The sequence below is a fragment of the Sphingobacterium sp. UDSM-2020 genome, from assembly GCF_016132525.1.
Classification (GTDB): domain Bacteria; phylum Bacteroidota; class Bacteroidia; order Sphingobacteriales; family Sphingobacteriaceae; genus Sphingobacterium; species Sphingobacterium anhuiense.
Map to the genome: position 1 here is coordinate 1,497,767 of NZ_CP066166.1, position 21,896 is coordinate 1,519,662.

Here is a 21,896-nt window from a genome sequence, read left to right on the forward strand (position 1 = left end):
TAAATACTTGTAATAAAGCTAATTAACAGACTTATCAACATTTCTTAAAAGGTGAATTTTAAGACTACAAAAACCTATCTAAATAGCACTGTATAGCAATATGAGATTTAAATATTCAATATAGTTGTCCACATAAATATAAATATCGAATTGTAAAGGCCTCAAAATTCAAATTAAAGGCTCTTAGAATCGAATATTTGGAATTTCACTTCTAAAATTATCAAATATCGCAGTATTGATCACAATATAGAATGGTGAGAATATCAAAGAATTTTAATGAAATGCTATAAATTAAAAAATCAAAGATGATTTTAATGCAAATCAATAGGACAAAGCTAAACTATTTTGAAGCTATACAAATAAATTACAGCAAAATTTATTCACAAAGTTTTCAAATATTTAAATGTAAGGGACTTAATTTTTAATATAAACGCTTGAGAAAACCTATACATCAACAGAAAAATTTTAAAAAAACAAATATTGCAAGTAAAGCGTTTTTAAATATAAAAGATAAGGTTCGAAAAAAAAAAATTACTGAAAAGTGGAAGCGGCTATGATCATCGGCCATTACGATCTGAAGATGATATAAAAATATTTGACTGCTAATTTTTAAAAAAAAATAAAGCGACCATAGATAGAATTTTTTGAAAATAAAATTCTGATGAAGTAAATAAGAGATCCTCAAGGCGCCTAAAATCAAATTAAAGGCTTTGAAATTACAATGTAGAATAATTCATTTTTTATAAAAAAGTATATTCAATTCTAAGCGAGCTTATTTATAAAATAAACCACTTTAAAAGATCAAATTTTTACAAAATCCAAAAAATTTTATAAAAATTCAAAGCTAAACGACTTTAATCGTAATAACATTTTCAAAAAAAAACTGAAAAATTTATTTTTTCAATCTCAAATTTCAAAAATATGATTTTTAAGAAGATGGTATTTAAGATCGCCAGGGGAGATTTCAATTAAAAATTTTGAAAATGCTGTATACACAATTACAAAAAAGACTGACCAAAGGGATCTCAGTGTAAAATGACCTAAAATTTTTCGTTTTAAATCTAGACCAATTTATAAAAAGCAAATTTCAGGTATTTAAGATTCAATACTTAGAATAATAAAAAAATAAAATCAAAATATTGAAATCTAAAGCCACTAAAATAGGTGATTAAGCTGTTTAACAGTTCATTATTTAGATTTTTAAATTTAAAAATAAGATTTATCGCATTCTAAAGGGGTTTAAAAATATTTTGAAAAGAAATAAAGCCCTTGAGAATTGAATATTTGATTTCAGTTTCAATACCTAATCAATAATCAAATTCTCAAAGCCTCAAATTCAACTTGACAAAACTAAACAAAGAAAATCAAACGTATTCCACATTCTTTTTTTTTAATAAATAATAATCTTTTTTATATAAAAAGGTCTTATTGTTTATTAGTGTGTGGAAAATGGGGATAAAAGTGTGATTTTTTATTTTGATATGAAGATTTTATAAAGTTATTAACAATTTATTCACATTAATTTCATTTTAAAGGCCTGATTTTTAATTATCTGATTTTTCCTTGATTTTGTTTTCAATAAAAAAATGTGAATTTTTTTGATGTTAATTTATGTTGATAAACGAGCAGTTTTGTGCTAATAACTTTTAAGAATTTTGTGAGAAATAGGAGATATCAACAATAAAAAAAAAGTTATCATTTTTATTTAACCTTTTATTTACACGTTTTCCACATTTTTTGTTAATTTGAATAGTCAAAATGTGCTGGTCACATGTAATATTATTTTATGTCAGAAAAAAAGGTAGATTTCCTTGTAATTGGGTCTGGAATAGCGGGATTAAGCTTTGCTTTAAAAGCTGCTGATCATGGTAAAGTATTGATTGTCACAAAATCTAACGAAGATGAATCTAATACAAAATACGCACAAGGAGGAGTGGCCGCAGTTGTGGATAAGTCTGATAGCTTTGAGCAGCATATAATTGATACTCAGATTGCTGGGGATGGTTTATGTGATGTGAATATTGTGGAAAACGTAGTTCGGGAAGCTCCAGAACGTATTAACGAATTGATTTCATATGGAACTTCATTTGATAAATCGGACAGTGGATTTTATGATCTTGCGAAGGAGGGAGGTCATTCTGCCAATCGTATCTTGCATTATAAAGATATCACGGGGTATGAGATTGAAAGGTCTCTTTTGCAGAAAATACACGAGCATCCAAATATCGAAATGTTGACCCATTATTTCGCTATAGATTTAATAACACAGCACCATTTAGGTGAATTTGTCGATAAGCAAAGGAGCGATATTAAGTGTTTTGGCATCTATGCATTCAATACAAATACGCATCAGGTTGATAAGATTTTGAGCAAAACTACGGTGATGGCTTCTGGTGGTGCTGGCCATATATATGCAAGTACAACCAATCCAACTATTGCCACAGGTGACGGAATTGCGATGGTTTACCGTGCAAAAGGTAAGGTGCGAAATATGGAATTTATGCAATTTCATCCTACTGCTTTGTATAATCCGAGTGACTCACCAGCGTTTTTGGTTTCGGAAGCTGTGCGTGGTTTTGGCGGTATTCTAAGACGTATTAATGGGGATGATTTCATGGCTGAATACGATGAACGAGCTTCATTGGCACCTCGGGATATTGTGGCTCGAGCAATCGATGCCGAGATGAAAAAGTCAGGAATTGATTATGTTTATTTAGATATAACCCACCGTGAGAAGGAGGATATTATTAAACATTTTCCAAATATTTATGAGAAATGCTTGTCTATTGGACTCGACATGAGTAAGGATTTTATTCCTGTTACACCAGCTGCGCACTACTTATGCGGGGGTATCTATGTTGATGATTTTGGACGTAGCAGTATTCAAAATTTATATGCTTGTGGCGAATGTTCATCGACAGGTTTACATGGCGCAAATCGCCTAGCTTCCAACTCCCTGTTAGAAGCATTGGTATATGCGCATCGTATTTACCTGGATGCTACAAAAGTGATTTCTACAGCCGATTATGCGGTAGGAGTGCCAGAATGGGATGATTCAAAAGCAAAGCTTTCCAATGAAGATATTTTGGTTACCCATAATCTGCGAGAGTGTCAAAAAGTGATGAGTGATTATGTTGGCATTGTACGTTCAGATTTTAGATTAGAACGAGCACTCAATCGATTGCATTTATTGTATGGGGAGACTGAAGACTTTTATAGGCATACAAAATTGTCAGTTAAACTATGTGAGCTTAGAAATGTGATACAGGTGGCTTTCATTGTGACAAAATCTGCTTTATTAAGAAAAGAAAGTAGGGGACTGCATTTTACAACAGATTATCCGCAACATGCTGATACTTTAACAGATACTTTATTTTAGAACAATTATGGCCTGCATATTACCAGTAAAGGGTATTAGCCCTAAATTTAAAGATAACTGCTTTATAGCGCCTAATTGTACTATTGTAGGTGATGTTGAGCTGGGAGAGCATTGTTCAGTTTGGTTTAATGCTGTCGTAAGAGGAGATGTAAATTATATCCGTATCGGTAATTATACCAATATTCAGGATGGGGTTGTTATTCATTGTACCTATCAAAAGGCTGGTACAACGATCGGTAACTATGTGAACATCGGCCATCAGGCGATGGTACATGGTTGTGTTGTACATGATTATGTGCTGATAGGTATGGGGGCCATTGTTATGGATAATGCTGTGCTAGAAAGCCATGTTATTATTGCAGCAGGAGCTGTTGTTTTGGAAAATACAGTATGTGAATCGGGGTATTTATATGCTGGAGTGCCGGCTAAAAAAATAAAAGCGATAACTGATGAACAAAGGTTATTGTTACAGCAGTTACCGCATAATTATGTGCTTTATAGTTCCTGGTTTGATTAATTCAAGTCGTTCAGTTCCTGTAAACTGAACGATTCATTTTGCTCCCAGTTAGCACGTATTGTAAAGGTTTTGTTTAAATATACTAGGGGTTCTGGTTGCGTTGATTTATAAACTTCTCCAGGATCCCAAATGCCATTCTTGTTATCGTCGCGTATTATTCTGATGGAATATTTACCACCGGGGAACTCTTTATAAGCTACTTTCCCGATTGAATTATTGAGAATATCTCTTCGGAATACTTTTTCTTTTTTCTCATCAATAAGTTCTACGATGTACTGTCTTGCACTGTCAATGGCAGTAAAAGTAAACGTTATATCGCCGTAATTATCACTATCATCATAAGCAAGTGTCAGCTTTTTCTCTTTATTTTTTTCACCGAAATAGCCTTGCATTGCGCCTTCTTCAAGAATAATTTCATAGTTTTTTTGCTTTCTCCAATTGTATCTTAAGTGATAAAGATTGGCAACATTAGTATCCAATTGGAGTTGAAAATTTGTTTTAGCAATGCTATCTTCTATCAATTTTACTTTGCTTTTATCTATTAATTTTATAGGTGTTAAAGATGATATTGTTAGATGTTTTACGCGGTCAACTTTACCTGTAGATGGAGAAGTTGTTGGAACAATTGATCTATCTAATTTCAGATTCGATTTCTTTACCAATATGGTATCAAGTACTGTATTGTTTTCTGATAAGACAAATTTTAAAGAATCTCTTTCTAGGTTATTAATAAAAATTAACGCTGAATCCTGTGCTTCCGAGTACTTAACAATTTTTGATTTATCATTTTCATCATCATTTAGTAGCACTAAGTTTGGCTTTTTTATACCCCTATTGAAAACTAAATGTATCCGTCCTGTGTTTTCAATTTTCTTGTCAACTACTCTAAATTTAAGTGGTGTACCTTTTGATATTTGAAGATTAATATTCGTTAAGTCTTTGTCCAATACAATGGAGTCTTTTAAGAAACCGATTAGTTCATCTGCGCCGTTATAGATACGGTCATTATTTGTTTCCTTTAGTGCATAAATGCGATAGGTATTAGCTCTTAGATTACTGATTTTAAAATTACCAATTGTATCTGTTTGCGCAAAAATATTGGCTTTCTTTTTGCCAAATATAGAATCCTGACTGACTGGAATTAGTAATACCCGGACTTCCTTTTCTTTCTCCTTTGTCAAAGCGTTGGTTACATTTCCTGATATTGATAATGAATCAATCTGATCTCCTGTTGCAAATACATAACTGTAATTGATGATTGGATTACTCGCATTATAATCAACGAGACCCTTTCCAAAATTGATGGTATAGGTTGTATTCTGTTCTAAAGAATCTGGTAAGGTAATTTCGAGTACTTTCTTTTTAATTTTAAATTGTGGTGGCTTATCCATATCAGGAGAAACACTGATTTCCTTTTGCTGATTATTGAGTTTAATATACTCATCTAATGTGATGCTAATTTTTTTCTCTTTGAAATTTTTTGAGAAATTCTTAGGAAACTCATTGAGTACAACCGGTGCAATTGAATCTTTCGGTCCACCTGTTGGCTGCTTTATGCTTGCACATTGCACAGTTAATAAAATTAGAGAAGAAAACAAGCTTAAAAGCACTGACCTTGTGATTAGTGTGCTTTTAATGCTTTTTAAGCTTGTTTTATTTTTTTTTGAATGTTGACTCATAAATGAAATAATAATACTTTATATCGCTTTATTTTGCATTGATAATATTTATTATACAAGTAACTGTAAATCAGATTATTATGACATATGTACCATTAAAACACTGATATCAGATGGTGATACACCTGATATTCTGGATGCCTGGCCCAATGTTCTTGGTTTTACCTGAGCTAGTTTTTGTCTTGCTTCTATCGACAACGAAACTAAGGAAGAATAATCAAAATCTGGATTGATTTCTCTATCTTCCATTTTTTTCATTCTGTTTACGATTTCCATTTCTTTCTCGAAGTAGCTTTCATATTTGACTTTGATTTCCGCCTGCTCTATTGTCTCTTTGTCAAACTGGTTTAAATAGGATCCAAAATCTGAATCACCTTTCGCGAGGTCATAGATATTGATTTGTGGTCTTCCTAGTAAATTAACCAATTTTGTTTTTTGTGAAATCAAGCTTGATCCAACTTCGTCTAAGATAGGATTCATCTTATCTACTGTTGTTGAATTTTGTTTAAGATACTGAATAATATGATCTGAATTTTTAATTTTCTCATTTACTTTATTCAGTCGCTCATCTCCTACTAATCCTAATTTATGGGCAATCGGTGTTAATCTGATATCTGCATTATCTTGTCTTAGCAGTAAGCGGTGTTCTGCTCTGGAAGTAAACATGCGGTATGGCTCATCAGTTCCTTTTGTTACTAAGTCATCAATTAGTACGCCTATATAAGATTCAGATCTTTTTAAGATTAGTTCTTTATCATCAGTAATGCGTTGGTGTGCGTTGATACCTGCAATGAATCCTTGCGCTGCTGCTTCTTCATAACCTGTAGTACCATTAATCTGTCCTGCAAAAAAGAGATGCTTTACAATGAGTGTTTCCAAAGTTAGATCAAGTTGCATAGGTGGAAAGAAATCATATTCTATAGCATAACCTGGTCTGTACATTCTTGCATTTTCAAAACCTGGTATCAATTGTAAAGCTTTTTGTTGCACGTCTTCCGGTAAAGAAGTGGAGAAGCCATTAACATAAATTTCATTCGTAGTCCATCCTTCTGGTTCTACAAAAATCTGATGTCTTTCACGTTCTGCAAAGCGATTGATTTTGTCTTCTATCGAAGGACAGTAACGTGGCCCGAGACCTTTAATTCTACCTGTGAACATAGGCGATCTTTCAAAACCTGTTTTCAACATTTCATGTACCTTATCATTGGTATATGTGATCCAGCAACAGCGTTGCTCTGTCGGTAATGGAGTATCTGTATAAGAGAACCGACCTCGATTATCATCGCCCCATTGCTCTTCCATCAAGGCATAATTTAAGCTTCTTCCATCGATTCGCGGAGGTGTTCCGGTTTTCATTCTACCGGACTCGAAGCCTAGTGATACAAGTTGTTCAGTTAAACCTGTTGCTGCCTTCTCTCCTGTTCTCCCACCACCGAATTTCTTTTCACCAATGTGAATGACACCATTTAGAAAAGTTCCATTTGTTAGGACTACTGCGTCTGCTTCTATTTCTATTCCTAAAGAAGTGATGACACCGCAAGCTTTTCCATTTTTAACGATCACTTCTTTCACAGTATCTTGCCACATGTCTAATGTTGGCAGAGCTTCCAGTTGTAATCTCCATTCTTCCGCGAATCGCATACGATCATTCTGTGTTCTGGGACTCCACATGGCAGGTCCTTTCGACAGATTAAGCATTCTAAATTGAATAGTTGATTTATCTGCGATGATACCCGTATAGCCACCCATAGCATCAATCTCTCTTACGATTTGTCCTTTTGCTACTCCACCTATTGCTGGATTACAACTCATCTGTGCGATTACTCCCATATTCATTGTAATGAGAAGTACAGATGAACCTAGGTTTGCAGCTGCCGCCGCGGCTTCACAGCCGGCATGTCCTGCACCAACTACGATAACGTTATATTTTTTAAACATCTTATTTTATTTCAAAGTTCCACGTGAAACGCCGGAATTGATTGTTTAGTTTTTTATTATTTATTACGCTACGTTTCACGTGAAACGTAGCGTGTTGTTTTTACATCAGTTCTGCTAGACTTAACCATCTTTCAGATTTTACGTCTATACTATTTTGTATATCTTCTATTTCTTTTGCTATACTTGATAGTTGTACATGGTCCACCGTAGAATGAAGTGTATTGTTTTTTTCTACCAAGAGTTCTTCCAATTGCTGTATTTCTTTTTCCAGTTTATCATACTCCAATTGCTCTTTATATGAAAGCTTTTTCTTTTCTTCCTTTACTTCTTCTTTCTTTTGAACAGGAATATCTTTTTTCTGTTTTTGTTCTTTTAGTAAGATATCCTGCTCTGTTTTATAATCGGCATAATTACCATTATAGATATCAATTTTTCCCTCTCCCTCAAATATGAATAATTGCTCTGTCAATTTATCGAGTAGATACCTATCGTGAGAAACTAATATAAGTACGCCATTATAGTTCATTAAGAAATCTTCTAGAACATTTAAGGTGTCAATATCAAGATCGTTTGATGGCTCATCGAGTATTAGGAAGTTCGGGTTTAACATCAGCACGCGCATTAGTTGTAGACGCTTACGCTCACCCCCACTCAACTTGCTTACAAAACCAAATTGTTTTTCAGGAGGAAACAAAAAGTGTGTCAATAATTGTGAAGCAGTGATCACTTCACCATTTGCCATCTTGATATATTCTGCTACATTTTTTACAACATCTAGAACTCGATCTCCTTCACTTACTTCTAAACCACCTTGTTTGTAATATCCATAAACGGTCGTTTCACCTACAGCAATACTACCACTAGTCGGTACTTCATTTTTGGTAATTAGATTTAGAAAAGTAGATTTACCTGTTCCATTCTTACCGGCTAATCCAATACGGTCACCTTTTTTGAAAACATAAGAGAAATCACTGATGATGACTTTATCTCCATAATTTTTAGAGATATGTTCTAATTCTAAAATTTTAGAGCCTTGTCTACTTATTTTAACACTTAACTGAACAGAGTCATTTGCTTTTTGAGCTTTGGATTTATCTTCAAGCTCATAGTAAGCATCTATTCTAGATTTTGATTTTGTACCACGTGCTTGCGGTTGTCTTCTCATCCATTCTAGTTCCCGACGTAATAGATTTCTACTTCTTTCTACCATTACTGCGTCGATCGCTTCGCGATCAGATTTTTTCTCGAGGAAGTATGAATAGTTTCCTTTATAAGTAAATAGCTTTCCCCTATCCAATTCTCTGATCTCTGTACAAATGTTATCTAAAAAATAACGATCATGGGTAACCAGTAATACAGTTTTATTTCCTGTTGTCAAAAGTTTTTCAAGCCATTCTATTGTTTCAATATCCAAATGGTTGGTAGGCTCATCTAGAATGTAAACATCCGGTTCGTCTATTAAAAGTTTTGCTAGAGCTAGTCGCTTACGTTGTCCTCCCGAAAGACTCTTTATATCTTGATGAAAATCGACAATATTAAGTCTATTCAAAATAGTCTTAATATTATACTCATACTCCCATGCATTGAGGGTTGTTATTTTTTCTGTCAGCTCTTCTAATTTATTCTGATCAATTTCTGGCATAGCCAAAAGCTCTTCATAATCTCTAATTAATCGCTGTTCTTCGTTGTCAGTTGAATATATAAAATCGTTAATGGAGGTTAATCCATCATATTTAGGATCTTGATCTAAAAAACCAATCTTGATACCTTTTTCTTTAACAACTTTTCCTGAGGTAGGCTCTAATTTGCCACCTAATATGGAGAGAAGGGTTGATTTTCCTGTTCCGTTAATACCTACTAAGGCTACTCGATCCCCTTTTAGAAGTCCAAAATGTAAATCTTTAAAAAGCCATCTATCATGAAATGAATGACTTACTTGTTCAGTTGCTAATATACTCACGTTAATTTCCTAATTTTTCTTGTTCAATAAATTGCATAATTTATACATAAGAAAAACATAAACTACTGATTATAAGTGTTTTGTGTTTTTCTTGTGTTTTTCAATACACCTCTATGTATTAAAAACTATGAATGTCTACCCTCTAGTATAAATAACTTTGATGGTAGTAAATTATATGCAAAAGTTAGCACATTGCTAACGTATTATTTTATTAAGAATAAATGACAGTTGGTCATTTAATAGGAGATTTTAAATGTTGGTCCCTAGCAACAGTATGTCCAAGTTATTCAAGCAGATTTTATCACATGTAAAATCAATCGCGATGAATAAGGAAGATATATGAATTTGATTATTTATAAAATAATTTCCACTCACAAATGTATCACGCAAAAGTAAGTAATTTTCGCCTTTTATATGTAATCTTTGGAGAAGATCTGGATAAGATGAAATGCAGGTGATAATGATCTAGTTCAATACGTAATTTGCAATCAAGTTAAATCTAGGGATGTTAACTTTGAATGAAGAGTCGTCTATCAATTTGATCATATTAAAGTAACCTTCCATATAGCCCATCTCACTTTTTAAATTGCATCCTGATGTATATTGATGCATTTGACCTGGTTCAATAATGGGCTGTTCTCCGACCACACCGTCACCATATACTTCATTATGATCTCCGATTGAATCGAAAATATTCCAGTAGCGGCTCATGAGCTGAATACTTGAATCACTTAAGTTTTCTATACTTATTAGATAAGCAAACATAAAATGATCTCTTTCTGGATTAGAATATTCAGGTTGAAAAACGCATTCTACTGAAATTTTTATTCCTTCTGTTATTTGAGTTGTCATATATAGTTTTTTTGCTATGCAACTAAGTTACTAATAATGAGTTTAAATACTCAAAAAAATGATAAGGTTTTACATTATATTGAAAAATGCATCTGTTATGAAAGACAATTTAGTAGGTTTGTAAATATGCAAAAAGGTACACTATTTTTGATTCCGGTTCCTCTTAGCGAGGAAGCATCAGCAAAATCTTTCACTTCCTATTTAGTGGAGACAATAAATAGCTTGGATGAATATATTGTAGAGAATGAGAAGACAGCACGTAAGTTTCTTAAACAAGCTGGTCTTAAGATTCCTCAAAAGGATTTGATCATTTATGATTATGGTAAGCATGCAAGAGATAAAGGAAACATTAAAGATTTTTTCAAGGGCTTATTAGCAGGTAAAAATGTCGGTCTCATGTCCGAAGCTGGTTGCCCAGGTGTTGCTGACCCCGGTGCTGATATTGTGGCTGAAGCACATCGTCAAGGAATTAAGATTGTGCCATTAGTTGGGCCTAGTTCTATTTTATTAGCCTTAATGGCTTCGGGTTTTAGTGGACAAAAATTTGCTTTCCAAGGATATCTACCTATTGATAAAACAGATCGTTCAAGACGTATAAAAGAATTGGAACTACAGGCATCAAAGGAAGATCAGACACAAATTTTTATAGAAACTCCTTTCAGAAATAATCAATTACTGGCCGAATTATTAAAAACATGTAAAGGACAAACTAAACTTTGTGTTGCATGTGATCTCACAGATGATGCTGAATTTATTAAAACATTGACTATTGATCAATGGAAAAAGAGATCCGATGATTTTCATAAAAGACCTGCTATATTTTTGCTTTACTAGTAATGGTCTCCCCTACCCTAGTGTGGTAAGTTCGCATACTGAAATTAAAAACCTCACTGAGGTGTTTTAAATGTGGTGAAATGTGGTGAGTAAGTACTTATTTACTCTGTTGATAACGAATAGTTTTTGAAACGCGTTGTATTAAATGATTCCATGTAGATTGCAATCATTATTTCAGTTGTATACGGCATACTATGCTTTTTAAATACACGTCTGATTATTAATTAGATATATTTTTTATATGAACTTTATTTTTCATAAAACTTGCTAAGTTGCAGGAATACAGTCGGATAATAATCTAATAAATCCCCCACTCTTTCACTATTTGGGAATAGGTTAAAGCTTTTAATATAAATATCATTTTAAGGGTAATTGATCAAAATCGACGAATAAAGAATTTAAAAGAATTGGTATCTTTACTGCATAACGAGAATTAGCACAGATGGATCAAGTAGAATTACAAGAACAGTTATTGAAGGAAATTTCAAAGCCGGAGTTTATCTATACAGTAATTGCAATTTATATTATTCGTATTGTTATTTGGCTGTTTTTAGCCAATACGATGAGAAAGACATTATTATTGGTGTCAGAAGAAAATCAATGTATAAAACCTAATCAGGTATTTGGTATCGCTATTCCTTTATTTAATATTTATTGGAATTTTGAAGTAGCAAGACGTTTACGGGATTCGTTAATTAATGAATTTTTTGATCGTAAAATCGCTGTAGATGAATCTCCGACATTTAAGAAAGGTTCACTATATGGCTGGATATATTTGGCGACAAATATTCCATTACCCCCATTTATATCTGTTGTTGCTATTATTTTTCATTTTGTAACCATGATTAATTATTGGGTTGATATCAAAAATTATAAGCGTATATTAGAGCAACATAATACTTTTAGGGATCAAGAAGAATTAGAGAATAAACATGAAGATTAAGGAAATTACTGCTTATCTGGAAAGGATAGCACCATTAGATCTACAGGAGTCGTATGACAATTGCGGTTTAATCGTGGGAGATCCGGATCAAGAACTTTCAAAAATATTGATTTCTTTAGATTGTACTGAAGAGGTAGTTGATGATGCAATTGCTAAAGGATGTAATTTAATTGTTTCTCATCATCCCATTGTTTTTAAAGGTCTGAAGAAATTTAATGGAAACAATTACGTGGAGCGTACTGTTATAAAAGCAATTCAACATGATATTGCGCTGTATGCTATTCATACGAATCTGGATAATATAACAGGTGGTGTTAATTCAAAGATAGCCTCCCTGTTAAATCTTCAAAATCAGGCTATTTTAGAACCTAAATCTAATCTTTTGTATAAACTTGTGGTCTATGTCCCACGAAGCCATGTCGAATTGGTTAGAGAAGCTCTATTTGATGCTGGCGCAGGTAAAGTTGGGACCAAATACGATCAATGCAGTTTTAATACTGCCGGTTATGGTACATTTAGACCTCATGGCGAAGCACAACCAACTATTGGGGAAATTGGGCTACAAGAAAGAGTGGAAGAGACCAGAATTGAAGTTGTTTATACAAAAGCTATTGAACGTAAAGTTCTTTTGGCTATGTATGAATCACATCCTTATGAAGAAGTTGCTTACGATACGCTTAAACTGGAAAATAAAAATCAAGATGTCGGAGCTGGAGTTATTGGAAATTTAGAAAGTCCTATGTCTGAACAGGATTTTTTAGCCTATTTAAAAAATAATTTAAACCTGCAGGTTATTAGACATACTGCTCTACAGGGAAAACCTGTGTCAAGGGTTGCCGTATGTGGTGGTGCCGGTGGATTTTTATTAAATACCGCAAAGCGGTCTGGAGCGGATTTTTTTGTTACAGCCGATTATAAATATCATGAATTTTTTGATGCAGAAAATCAAATTGTGATTGCAGATATCGGTCATTATGAAAGCGAACAATTTACGCAAGAATTATTGTTCGATATAATTACAGAAAAATTTCCTAACTTTGCAGTCCTAATAACAGAAGTAGATACAAATCCTATAAAACACTATTGTTGATGGAACAAACCGTAGAACAAAAATTGAAAGCATTATGGTTATTACAGGCCATACATACTAAAGTAGATAAAATTCGCCAAATTAGAGGAGAATTACCTATCGAGGTTGCAGATCTTGAAGATGAAATTGCGGGTTTAGAAACACGTATCGAAAAGATCAGAACAGACTTAGATGAGTTAGAAGATTCGATCGTTAAGCGTAAGAACATGATTAAAGACGCTCAATTGGCTATCAAAAAATATGAAAGTCAACTGAACGAAGTAAAAAATAATCGTGAATATGATGCTATTTCGAAAGAAATTGAAATTCAAGGATTAGAAATCCAAGTTTGTGAAAAAAGAATTAAAGAATTCGAATTCGAAATTCGCAATAAAACAGAAAACTACGATACGACAGTATCTAATTTAGAGTATAGTAAAGGTGAGTTAGAAGGTAAAAAGAAAGAATTGGAAACAATTACTTCTGAAACTCAAAAAGATGAAGATGATTTGTTGGCTAAAGCCGAAAAAGCGGAAGCTAACATTGATGAACGCTTAAATAAAGTTTATTACCGTTTACGTAATTCATTCAAGAATGGTCTAGCAGTTGTTTCAATTGACCGTGATAGCTGTTCAGGATGTCATAATAAAATTCCTGCACAACTACAATCTGAGATTCGTCAACGTAAGAAAATTATTATCTGTGAACACTGTGGACGTGTTTTAGTAGACGAAGGTGTTGTTTTAGAAATAGAACAAGACTACGGTTTCTAAAAAACAGCCTTATATTGATATTTAAGCCCCAATTTTTTAATTGGGGTTTTTTTATTGCAACTTAATTGATATACATAATTTATTGATGAATTATTGGTTATTTTTACAGCACAATAAAAACCCTATTTTATCTTTAAATATATGTTAAAACCTAAACTTCGATTTTTAGGATTAGTAATGGCTTTATCGGGTGCTTTTTCAGTAGAAGCACAAGAAACTTTGTTATTGAGAAGTCCTAGTATTAGTGCCGAAAATATTGCTTTCGTATATGGAGGTGATATTTGGATCTCGGATAAATCTGGAGCAAATCCAAGAAGATTAACGACAAATCCTGGTGTTGAACAAAACCCCATCTTCTCACCGGATGGAAAACAGATTGCTTTTACGGGTAATTATGATGGTAATACAGACGTTTATGTCATGCCGATTGAAGGTGGTGAACCTAAACGTATTACTTTTCATCCCGCATCTGATGTGCTGCGAGGCTGGCTAAATAATAATGAAGTATATTATACCACAACCCGCGAATACAATTATGCATTAAGTCCACGTTTATATTCTTCATCTGTTACTGGATTGACATTGGACAAATCGCTTCCTATGCCAGAGGCTTATCAGGGCAGCCCTTCTAAAGATGGACGCTATTGGGCTTATATAAAAAATACAGATCCTACGGAACGTGACCGTGTTGCTTTTAAGCGCTATAGGGGCGGTGGTATGCCATCCATTTGGATTTTCGATACAAAGAGTAATCAAATCGAAATAATCCCTGGAGAGCGCTGCAATGACGTTAAGCCGGTATGGTTGGATAATAAGGTTTACTTCCTTTCGGACAGAGATAAAATTGTCAATATTTTCTCGTACGATGTCAAATCAAAAAAAATCGATAAAATTACCAATTTTACTGACTATGACGTCAGAACATTGACGGGCAACGGATCGGAATTGACCTTTGAACAAGAAGGAAGAGTACACATTTACAATATCAATTCAAAGTCTTCTACAGCATTAAAAATTAATGTGAGTAATGATGCGTTGTATAAAAGACCACATTATGATAATATGCGTGATGATATTCGCACTTTGAACATTTCCCCTACCGGGCAACGTGCTCTTATAGAAGCGAGAGGAGAAATATTCTCTGTACCTAAAGAAAAAGGCGAAGCGCGCAATATTTCAAATTCTCCAGGCGCACATGACCGCTTTCCAAGCTGGTCTCCGAACGGGAAATGGGTTTCCTATATTTCGAGTGAAAAAGGGAAATATGTACTTCAATTACGCGATCAATTTGGAAAAGATGAACCTCTAATGTATACTTTAGGTGAATCTAATTTTTATTTTGAACCTACCTGGTCTCCTGATTCTAAGAAATTGTTTTATAACGATTCTCACTTGAATTTATTTTACATTGATATCGATAGTAAAAAGATAGTCAAGGTAGATTCGGATAGTGAAAGTGCTCAGACTGGACGTGTTTTTAATCATTTCCAACCAAGTTGGTCACCTGATTCGAAGTGGATTTCTTACATTAAAACACTTCCAAATTCCGTTTCGGCAGTATTTTTATATAATCTTGACAGTAAAAAAAGCACACAGATTACCGATGGTATGAGTGCGGTTCGATCGACTTCATTTAGTCGAGATGGTAAGTATCTTTTTTTCACAGCAAGTACAAATGTAGGACTAACAAATTCAGGACTGCATATGTCAGCAACGGAGCGTCGTGCTAATTATGAAGCATATGCATTCATTTTATCCAGTAAAACACCATCTATTTTCAAAAATGAAAGTGATGAAGAAACGATAAAAGAAGAGAAAGAGGAGTCTGAAAAGCCTAAAGAAACAGCAAAGGCTAATAAAAAGAAAAAAGACGAGAAGAAAGAAGAACCAAACAAAGAAGCTTCAAAACCTGCGGTACAGCCTACAGAAATAGATTTTGATAATATCAATAATCGAATTGTTGCGCTTCCATTAGGTGATGGTATTTATGGTATCAATGGATCTGTCGTCAATCAATTGACATATGTCAAGAATGGGACACTCTATGCTTATGATTTTACAGATTTCAAAGAAAAAGATCTTGTCGCAGGTATCCGCTCATATGCTATCAGTGCCGACGGTAAGAAAATGATTATTCAGACCAGTACAGGTATTAATATTGTAACAGCAGGTCAAAAAGTGGCAAGTCCTACAACTGGTGTATTGAAATTGGATAATATCAAACAATTAGTTGATCCTGTTGCTGAGTGGAAACAAATATTCGATGAAGTATGGGCAATGCAGAAAGATTATTTCTACGTTGAAAATATGCATGGAGCAGATTGGAATGCTGTAAAAACGAAATATGAGAAGTTCTTGCCTTATGTAAGTCACCGTTCTGATTTAGGTTATTTATTGAACGAAATGATGGGCGAAATGGTTGTTGGACATAATTATATTTATCCAGGGGATCAACCTAGTGGTCCTTCGGTTAGTGTGGGTGTTTTAGGAGCTGATTATTCTATTGATAAAGGTTTTTATAAGCTTGATAAAATTTTTACACGCTTAGATTGGAATCCATCATTTAAAGCGCCTTTGTCTGAACCAGGATTAAATATCAAATCGGGAATGTACTTAGTAGCAGTAAATGGTACAGCAGTTACTGCCGATATGGACTTGTACAGTTTATTTGATAATACTGTCGGTAAACAGGTAAGTATTAAAGTCAATACAAAACCTAGTTTAGTTGGAGCTAAAGAATATGTGGTTAAACCAATATCATTTTCTGATGAGATGAGTTTAAGAAGCACAGAGTGGATGGAGCGCAACAGAAAGCGTGTGGAAGAATTAAGCAAGGGTCAGATCGCGTATATTTATATGCCTAATACCGGTGGAGAAGGATACACTGCTTTCAATCGCTATTATTTCTCGCAGATGGATAAAAAAGCGGTATTAATTGATGAACGTAATAATGGTGGCGGTTGGGTTGCCGATTACGTTATCGATTTATTATCCCGTGATTTAATCGCTGGATGGGGAATACGGGACGGAAAGGGATTCAATACGCCAGGTAATGGAATTTATGGGCCAAAAGCAATGATTATTAATGAAAATGCGGGTTCCGGAGGAGATATGATGCCTTATATGTTCCGCCACAAAGGATTAGGAAAATTGGTGGGCCGTACCACTATGGGTATTTTAGTTGGTATCAGCGGTTATCCTCCTTTATTGGATGGAGGAAGAATCACTTCACCAAACTTTGGTGTATACGATTTGAAAGGCAATTATATCATCGAAAATGAAGGTGTTGCTCCAGATATTTTCGTTGAACAAACACCTAAGGATTTGATAGAAGGTCGTGATCCACAATTGGAAAAAACGGTTCAGATCTTGTTGGAAGAAATGAAAAATTATCCCTACAAGAACATGAAAAAACCGGCTGATCCAATTCGGGTTAATTAATTGAAAAACATGGAAATCCCGTTTCATTTTAAATGAAACGGGATTTTTTTTGTTTACAGGTTTCTATATCCAGATAAACGTTGTTCTAGATGTAGCATGATAGCTTAAAGTAGATCTTTTAGAAGATTTAGAGGTAATAAATTTTAATTGTAATATATTTATAGAATAAATTAAAAGTACTACATGGAAGAATTAGTGACAAAGATAAATCCCGGAAAATCTTTATTTAGATTATTGCTTTACATGATCGTTTTGGGTGTAAGTATTCAATTGGTATTGATGGGATTATCACTATTGGTTATGAAGATTTTGTCTCCCGAGAGTCCGTTCAGTTTATCTTTTTTTCAAGAAAATACAGTGGCACTCAAAGGGATGTTGTTGATCAGTAGTGTTACAACATTTATTTTACCAGCTTGGATCTTATATCGTAGCGAATCAGGCATTCACCCCTATTTTGAAAGAATAAATAAGGTTTCATCATTACAATATCTTTTTGTCTTTGCGGCCATGCTATGTTTCATTCCTATGATGTCATTGCTTGCGTATTGGAATGAATCTATGCAATTGCCCGATAGTCTTCAAGGTGTACAGCAGTGGATGCGTGCTAGTGAAGATAGTGCCGCTGTAATGACTAAACAAATTGTAGAGGAGTCAACTTGGGGCGGTTTATTGATCAATCTGATCATTTTAGCAGTGGTGCCGGCCGTAGGTGAAGAAATGGTTTTTAGAGGCTGTCTACAAAACATTTTTGGACGTTGGATATGGAATAAGCATGTGGTCATTTGGTTAGTAGCAATAATCTTTAGTGCATTTCATATGCAGTTCTTTGGATTTATTCCTAGAATGCTTCTTGGTGCCTTTTTTGGATATCTCTATGTCTGGAGTAGAAACATATATTTGCCTATTTTTGGTCATTTTATTAATAATGCAAGTGCCACCATTACAGCGTTTTATTATACAAGAAAAGGGATACCTTTCGAAGAAATGAATAACTTTGAACAAGAACCAATTTGGGTTTACCTTGCAAGCTTAATATTTACTGTTATTTTTGTAGTATTATATTATCGTTCAACTAAAAAAATCCCATATGGAGCAAGGCTGGAAGAAGATTAAAGTTTATACTAATGCAATAGAAGCTGAGATCGTTAAACAAATGTTAGAAGAAAGCGGGATACCTGCTATTGTATTAAATAAGCAGGACTCATCATACCTTGTATTTGGTAAGATTGAGCTTTATGTGAATCAAGAAGATGAGCAACAGGCATTAGTTTTAATCGAATCTACGACAGAAAGCGAAGATTAGTATGAAAACTAGAGCTATTACAGGATTTTTCTTTATCATCGTCATGGTTGGGGCTATGCTTCTGGGCGACGCAGTTTTCCTTGGATTTTTTTCTTTATTAAGCGCCTGGTGTCTGTATGAGTTTTATTGTATTGTAAGCTCAGAAGATCGTAGACCAAGTAAAGCTTTAGGTATATTGACTACAGTTGTTTTATTTAGTACAACAGCGTTATATAGTTTAGGCATTTTTGAGGCGAAGTATATTTTGTTATGCATCCCTTTTCTTTTAGCGATCTATATACAAGCTCTTTATCAAAAGCGTGATTTCCCCTTTAATGATATCGGCTTTACCATTTTAGGTATTCTGTATGTTGGATTTCCTTTTTATTGTTTTACAAGATTAGGCTATATAGGTGGCTCATTTAATCATTTTTTACCTTTGGGCTTTATGATTTTGCTTTGGACGAGTGATACAGGGGCTTATTTAGCTGGGAGATCCTTGGGAAAACATAAACTTTTTGAGCGAATTTCTCCAAATAAAACCTGGGAAGGTTTTATTGGTGGTATTGTATTGGCAGTTCTTGTATCTTTATGTTTAGCACATTATTTTGAAACAATACCGCAATGGCAATGGATTATTGTAGCAATGATAATTGCTGTATTTGGTACATTGGGTGATTTGGTAGAATCGATGCTTAAAAGAAGCTTAAATGTGAAAGATTCTGGACATATATTACCTGGACACGGAGGTTTATTAGATCGATTCGACGGTTTATTAATCGCTGGACCTTTGGTATATTTATTTTTGTTTTTAGTAAATTAAGATCATATTTATGGGACATATTAATCAAAATACGTTTAAATTTTTAAAAGATTTACAGGATAACAATACCCGTGAATGGTTTGCAGAAGAGAAAGAACGTTATGAAGCGGCTTTAGCTGATGTTCGTCTGTTTGTGGCTGATTTGATTAATAGCCTGTCTCAATTTGATCCTCATATTACGACCGATATTCAGGCCAATAAATGTTTGTTTCGTATCTATCGTGATACGCGTTTTTCAAAAGACAAAACACCCTATAAAAATTGGTTCGGTGCAGGTATTTCCAAAGATGGCCGTAAATTGGACGGACCAGAATACTATATCCACATCTCTCCAGATAATTCATTTATTGCCTGTGGTTACTGGAGACCAGAAAAAAAACATTTAGATGCTATTCGTCAGGAAATAGATTATAACGAAGAGAAATTTAATGCAATTATAGCAGATTTACAGAAAAAAAGTGGTCTTACTTTAGAAGAAGAAGACAAACTAAAACGCCCCCCTGCTGGCTATGAGGCAACACATCCTTCAATTGAATTTTTAAAATTAAAGAGCTTTGTTGCACACAAAAGCTTATCCAATAGCGCTCTGACTGATAAAAATGCTTTGAATAATATCATTGCCTTATATAAAACAATGCTTCCTTTGAAGCAGTATCTACACGAAGCTATTGATAATGATTAGTTGTTATTGAGGTAAGCTAATTTTACCCATACAGACTGCAGGAGAATCTTTTATTTGACTTACATTGTCTCTGTCGCCAACCAATGTTTCATTAGCCAGTAGAGCAAATAACACTGCTTCTTTAGCGTCGGGATCAATGCCTAGTATTCCAAATGAGGAGACTTTATGATGAGGCAATCCTGCTTTGATTTTAGCGACCAATAGCGGATTGTGTAAACCTCCCCCACTGATGTAGATATGTACATTGCTTAATGTTTTTGACAGCTTATGGATTGCGTCAATGATGCATGTTGCAGTAAATTGATTTAAGGTGGCCATGATATCTTCAGGAATCATATGAAGATTATTGGATGCTATCTGACATCTTTTTAGATAATCCAAATTAAAGAGCTCCGGACCAGTTGTTTTAGGGAATTCATCTTGTAGAAATGGTTCTTTTAAAAGCTCATTTAAAAGTCCCTCATTGATAATTCCTTGTGTAGCGATGTTTGCATCCTTATCCATCTCTATATCAAATTTTTCTTTTGCAAACTGATTCATAATGGTATTTCCGGGGCCAATATCTGTTGCAAAAGCTTTCAAATCACTTTCTTGGCTAGGTATAAATGTATAATTAGCAATGCCACCGATATTCAATAAAAATCGATTTTCTTTCCTATCCGAAAACAATAAGTAATCGCCGTAGGCCGCCAGAGGTGCACCTTCACCACCTGCAGCGATGTGTTTTTGTCTAAAATCTGATAGTGTAATAATACCAGTTTTTACAGCAATATGATCGCCATCCCCGATTTGAAGAGTGCTGTTAGGCATTAATTGATCATCTGTAAGGCTTTGTGAAGCGTGGTATACTGTCTGCCCATGGCTAGCAATACAATCAATTTCTGTATGCGGAATCCCCCATTTTTCAAGAGCCTGATTAATGAGTGCTGCATGTACATTTCCGACGTAAGCATGAAGTCCGCAGAGCAACTGTTGATCAATTGTACGCTTTGCAAAAACACCTCTTACGTATTTTCTAAACTCATCCTGATAGTCCATTGTAATAAAATTATCCACGCTAATTTGTGTAGACTTACCACTATTACTTATTCTACAAAGTGCAATATCAAGACCATCCAATGAAGTCCCTGACATAAGTCCTATTATAAAACGACTATCTTTTTTTGCGATTTTGTAAAGCTTTTCAATCATTGAGTTCATACCTTAAAAGTAGGAACAAAATATGATAGAGTACACAAGATTTTTGTGATATAAATATATTTTGTAACTTCATGGCGTAATTAAATAGAAGATTAAAAAAAAGTAAAATGAATTTTCCAGCAGAATTAAAATACACTAAAGATCACGAATGGATTCGTGTTGAAGGTGATGAGGCCGTTATTGGTATTACTGATTTCGCACAACGTGAGTTAGGTGATATCGTATTTGTAGACATCAACACAATTGGTGAAGAAGTGGCTGCAAACGAAATCTTTGGAACAATCGAAGCAGTAAAAACGGTTTCTGATTTATTCATTCCTGTTACAGCAACAGTGTTAGCTGTTAACGAGGCAATCGATGCATCACCAGAATTAGTAAACTCAGATCCTTATGGAGAGGGTTGGATTATTCGTATCAAATTAAATGATGTAGCTGACGTTGATGCTTTATTAACTGCTGATCAATATAAAGAAGAAATTAACGCGTAATTTTAACATTTACGTTCAATAAAACCACAAAAGAGC

The 21,896-nt window shown here is 34.1% G+C and carries 17 protein-coding genes; 12 read left to right on the plus strand and 5 right to left on the minus strand.

Annotation, left to right across the window (positions count from 1 at the left end; genetic code table 11):
- Positions 1–1,786: 1,786 nt before the first annotated feature.
- A complete protein-coding gene (gene nadB / locus JAZ75_RS06525; protein WP_168127991.1) occupies positions 1,787–3,379 on the plus strand; it encodes an L-aspartate oxidase in 1,593 nt (530 codons plus the stop codon).
- A gap of 7 nt (positions 3,380–3,386) precedes the next feature.
- On the plus strand, positions 3,387–3,896 hold the full coding sequence (locus tag JAZ75_RS06530) for a gamma carbonic anhydrase family protein (RefSeq protein ID WP_021189295.1): 510 nt from the start codon (positions 3,387–3,389) through the stop codon (positions 3,894–3,896).
- On the opposite strand, the gene JAZ75_RS06535 is transcribed toward JAZ75_RS06530, so the two are convergent.
- From JAZ75_RS06535 to apaG, 4 genes are all read right to left on the minus strand, one after another.
- Entirely contained in the window at positions 3,893–5,467 is a 1,575-nt protein-coding gene (locus JAZ75_RS06535; protein WP_232789371.1) for an Ig-like domain-containing domain, read from the minus strand. The genes JAZ75_RS06530 and JAZ75_RS06535 overlap by 4 nt on opposite strands.
- Positions 5,468–5,653: 186 nt before the next feature.
- Entirely contained in the window at positions 5,654–7,513 is a 1,860-nt protein-coding gene (gene mnmG / locus JAZ75_RS06540) for a tRNA uridine-5-carboxymethylaminomethyl(34) synthesis enzyme MnmG (RefSeq protein ID WP_208700729.1), read from the minus strand.
- Positions 7,514–7,613: 100 nt separating this feature from the next.
- Positions 7,614–9,473: an ABC-F family ATP-binding cassette domain-containing protein gene (locus JAZ75_RS06545; RefSeq protein WP_208700731.1), complete on the minus strand. Its 1,860-nt coding sequence runs from the start codon at positions 9,471–9,473 to the stop codon at positions 7,614–7,616.
- A 465-nt stretch (positions 9,474–9,938) separates the two neighbouring features.
- Positions 9,939–10,325 carry a Co2+/Mg2+ efflux protein ApaG gene (apaG, locus tag JAZ75_RS06550; protein ID WP_208700733.1) on the minus strand — a complete coding sequence of 129 codons (387 nt, stop codon included), beginning with the start codon at positions 10,323–10,325 and terminating at the stop codon, positions 9,939–9,941.
- Positions 10,326–10,451: 126 nt separating this feature from the next.
- On the opposite strand from apaG, the gene JAZ75_RS06555 reads away from it, so the two are divergent.
- The 9 genes from JAZ75_RS06555 to JAZ75_RS06595 all read left to right on the plus strand — a co-directional run bounded on the left by JAZ75_RS06555 (position 10,452) and on the right by JAZ75_RS06595 (position 20,172).
- Complete coding sequence (locus JAZ75_RS06555; RefSeq protein WP_031287845.1) at positions 10,452–11,159, plus strand: SAM-dependent methyltransferase; 708 nt, start codon at positions 10,452–10,454, stop codon at positions 11,157–11,159.
- Between the two features lie 442 nt (positions 11,160–11,601).
- On the plus strand, positions 11,602–12,102 hold the full coding sequence (locus tag JAZ75_RS06560; protein WP_021189291.1) for a hypothetical protein: 501 nt from the start codon (positions 11,602–11,604) through the stop codon (positions 12,100–12,102).
- A complete protein-coding gene (locus tag JAZ75_RS06565) occupies positions 12,092–13,192 on the plus strand; it encodes a Nif3-like dinuclear metal center hexameric protein (RefSeq protein ID WP_208700736.1) in 1,101 nt (366 codons plus the stop codon). Before JAZ75_RS06560 ends, JAZ75_RS06565 begins: the two co-directional genes overlap by 11 nt.
- Entirely contained in the window at positions 13,192–13,944 is a 753-nt protein-coding gene (locus JAZ75_RS06570) for a zinc ribbon domain-containing protein (RefSeq protein ID WP_021189289.1), read from the plus strand. The genes JAZ75_RS06565 and JAZ75_RS06570 overlap by 1 nt, the downstream gene beginning before the upstream one ends.
- 141 nt (positions 13,945–14,085) lie before the next feature.
- Complete coding sequence (locus tag JAZ75_RS06575) at positions 14,086–17,385, plus strand: S41 family peptidase (RefSeq protein WP_208700738.1); 3,300 nt, start codon at positions 14,086–14,088, stop codon at positions 17,383–17,385.
- A gap of 183 nt (positions 17,386–17,568) precedes the next feature.
- A complete protein-coding gene (locus JAZ75_RS06580) occupies positions 17,569–18,498 on the plus strand; it encodes a CPBP family intramembrane glutamic endopeptidase (RefSeq protein ID WP_208700741.1) in 930 nt (309 codons plus the stop codon).
- The gene (locus JAZ75_RS06585; RefSeq protein WP_208700743.1) at positions 18,473–18,688 is read left to right on the plus strand and encodes a DUF2007 domain-containing protein; all 216 of its coding nucleotides are present in this window, start codon (positions 18,473–18,475) and stop codon (positions 18,686–18,688) included. The genes JAZ75_RS06580 and JAZ75_RS06585 overlap by 26 nt, the downstream gene beginning before the upstream one ends.
- Before the next feature lies 1 nt (position 18,689).
- The gene (locus JAZ75_RS06590) at positions 18,690–19,490 is read left to right on the plus strand and encodes a phosphatidate cytidylyltransferase (protein WP_208700745.1); all 801 of its coding nucleotides are present in this window, start codon (positions 18,690–18,692) and stop codon (positions 19,488–19,490) included.
- A 10-nt stretch (positions 19,491–19,500) separates the two neighbouring features.
- A complete protein-coding gene (locus JAZ75_RS06595; RefSeq protein WP_132844976.1) occupies positions 19,501–20,172 on the plus strand; it encodes a DUF2461 domain-containing protein in 672 nt (223 codons plus the stop codon).
- A gap of 3 nt (positions 20,173–20,175) precedes the next feature.
- Here the strand turns inward: JAZ75_RS06595 and JAZ75_RS06600 are convergent, their stop codons facing one another.
- Complete coding sequence (locus JAZ75_RS06600) at positions 20,176–21,372, minus strand: anhydro-N-acetylmuramic acid kinase (RefSeq protein WP_208700747.1); 1,197 nt, start codon at positions 21,370–21,372, stop codon at positions 20,176–20,178.
- A 107-nt stretch (positions 21,373–21,479) separates the two neighbouring features.
- On the opposite strand from JAZ75_RS06600, the gene gcvH reads away from it, so the two are divergent.
- Positions 21,480–21,860 (plus strand): glycine cleavage system protein GcvH, encoded by a 381-nt coding sequence (gcvH, locus tag JAZ75_RS06605; protein WP_021189281.1) that lies wholly within the window; start codon positions 21,480–21,482, stop codon positions 21,858–21,860.
- Positions 21,861–21,896: the final 36 nt, after the last annotated feature.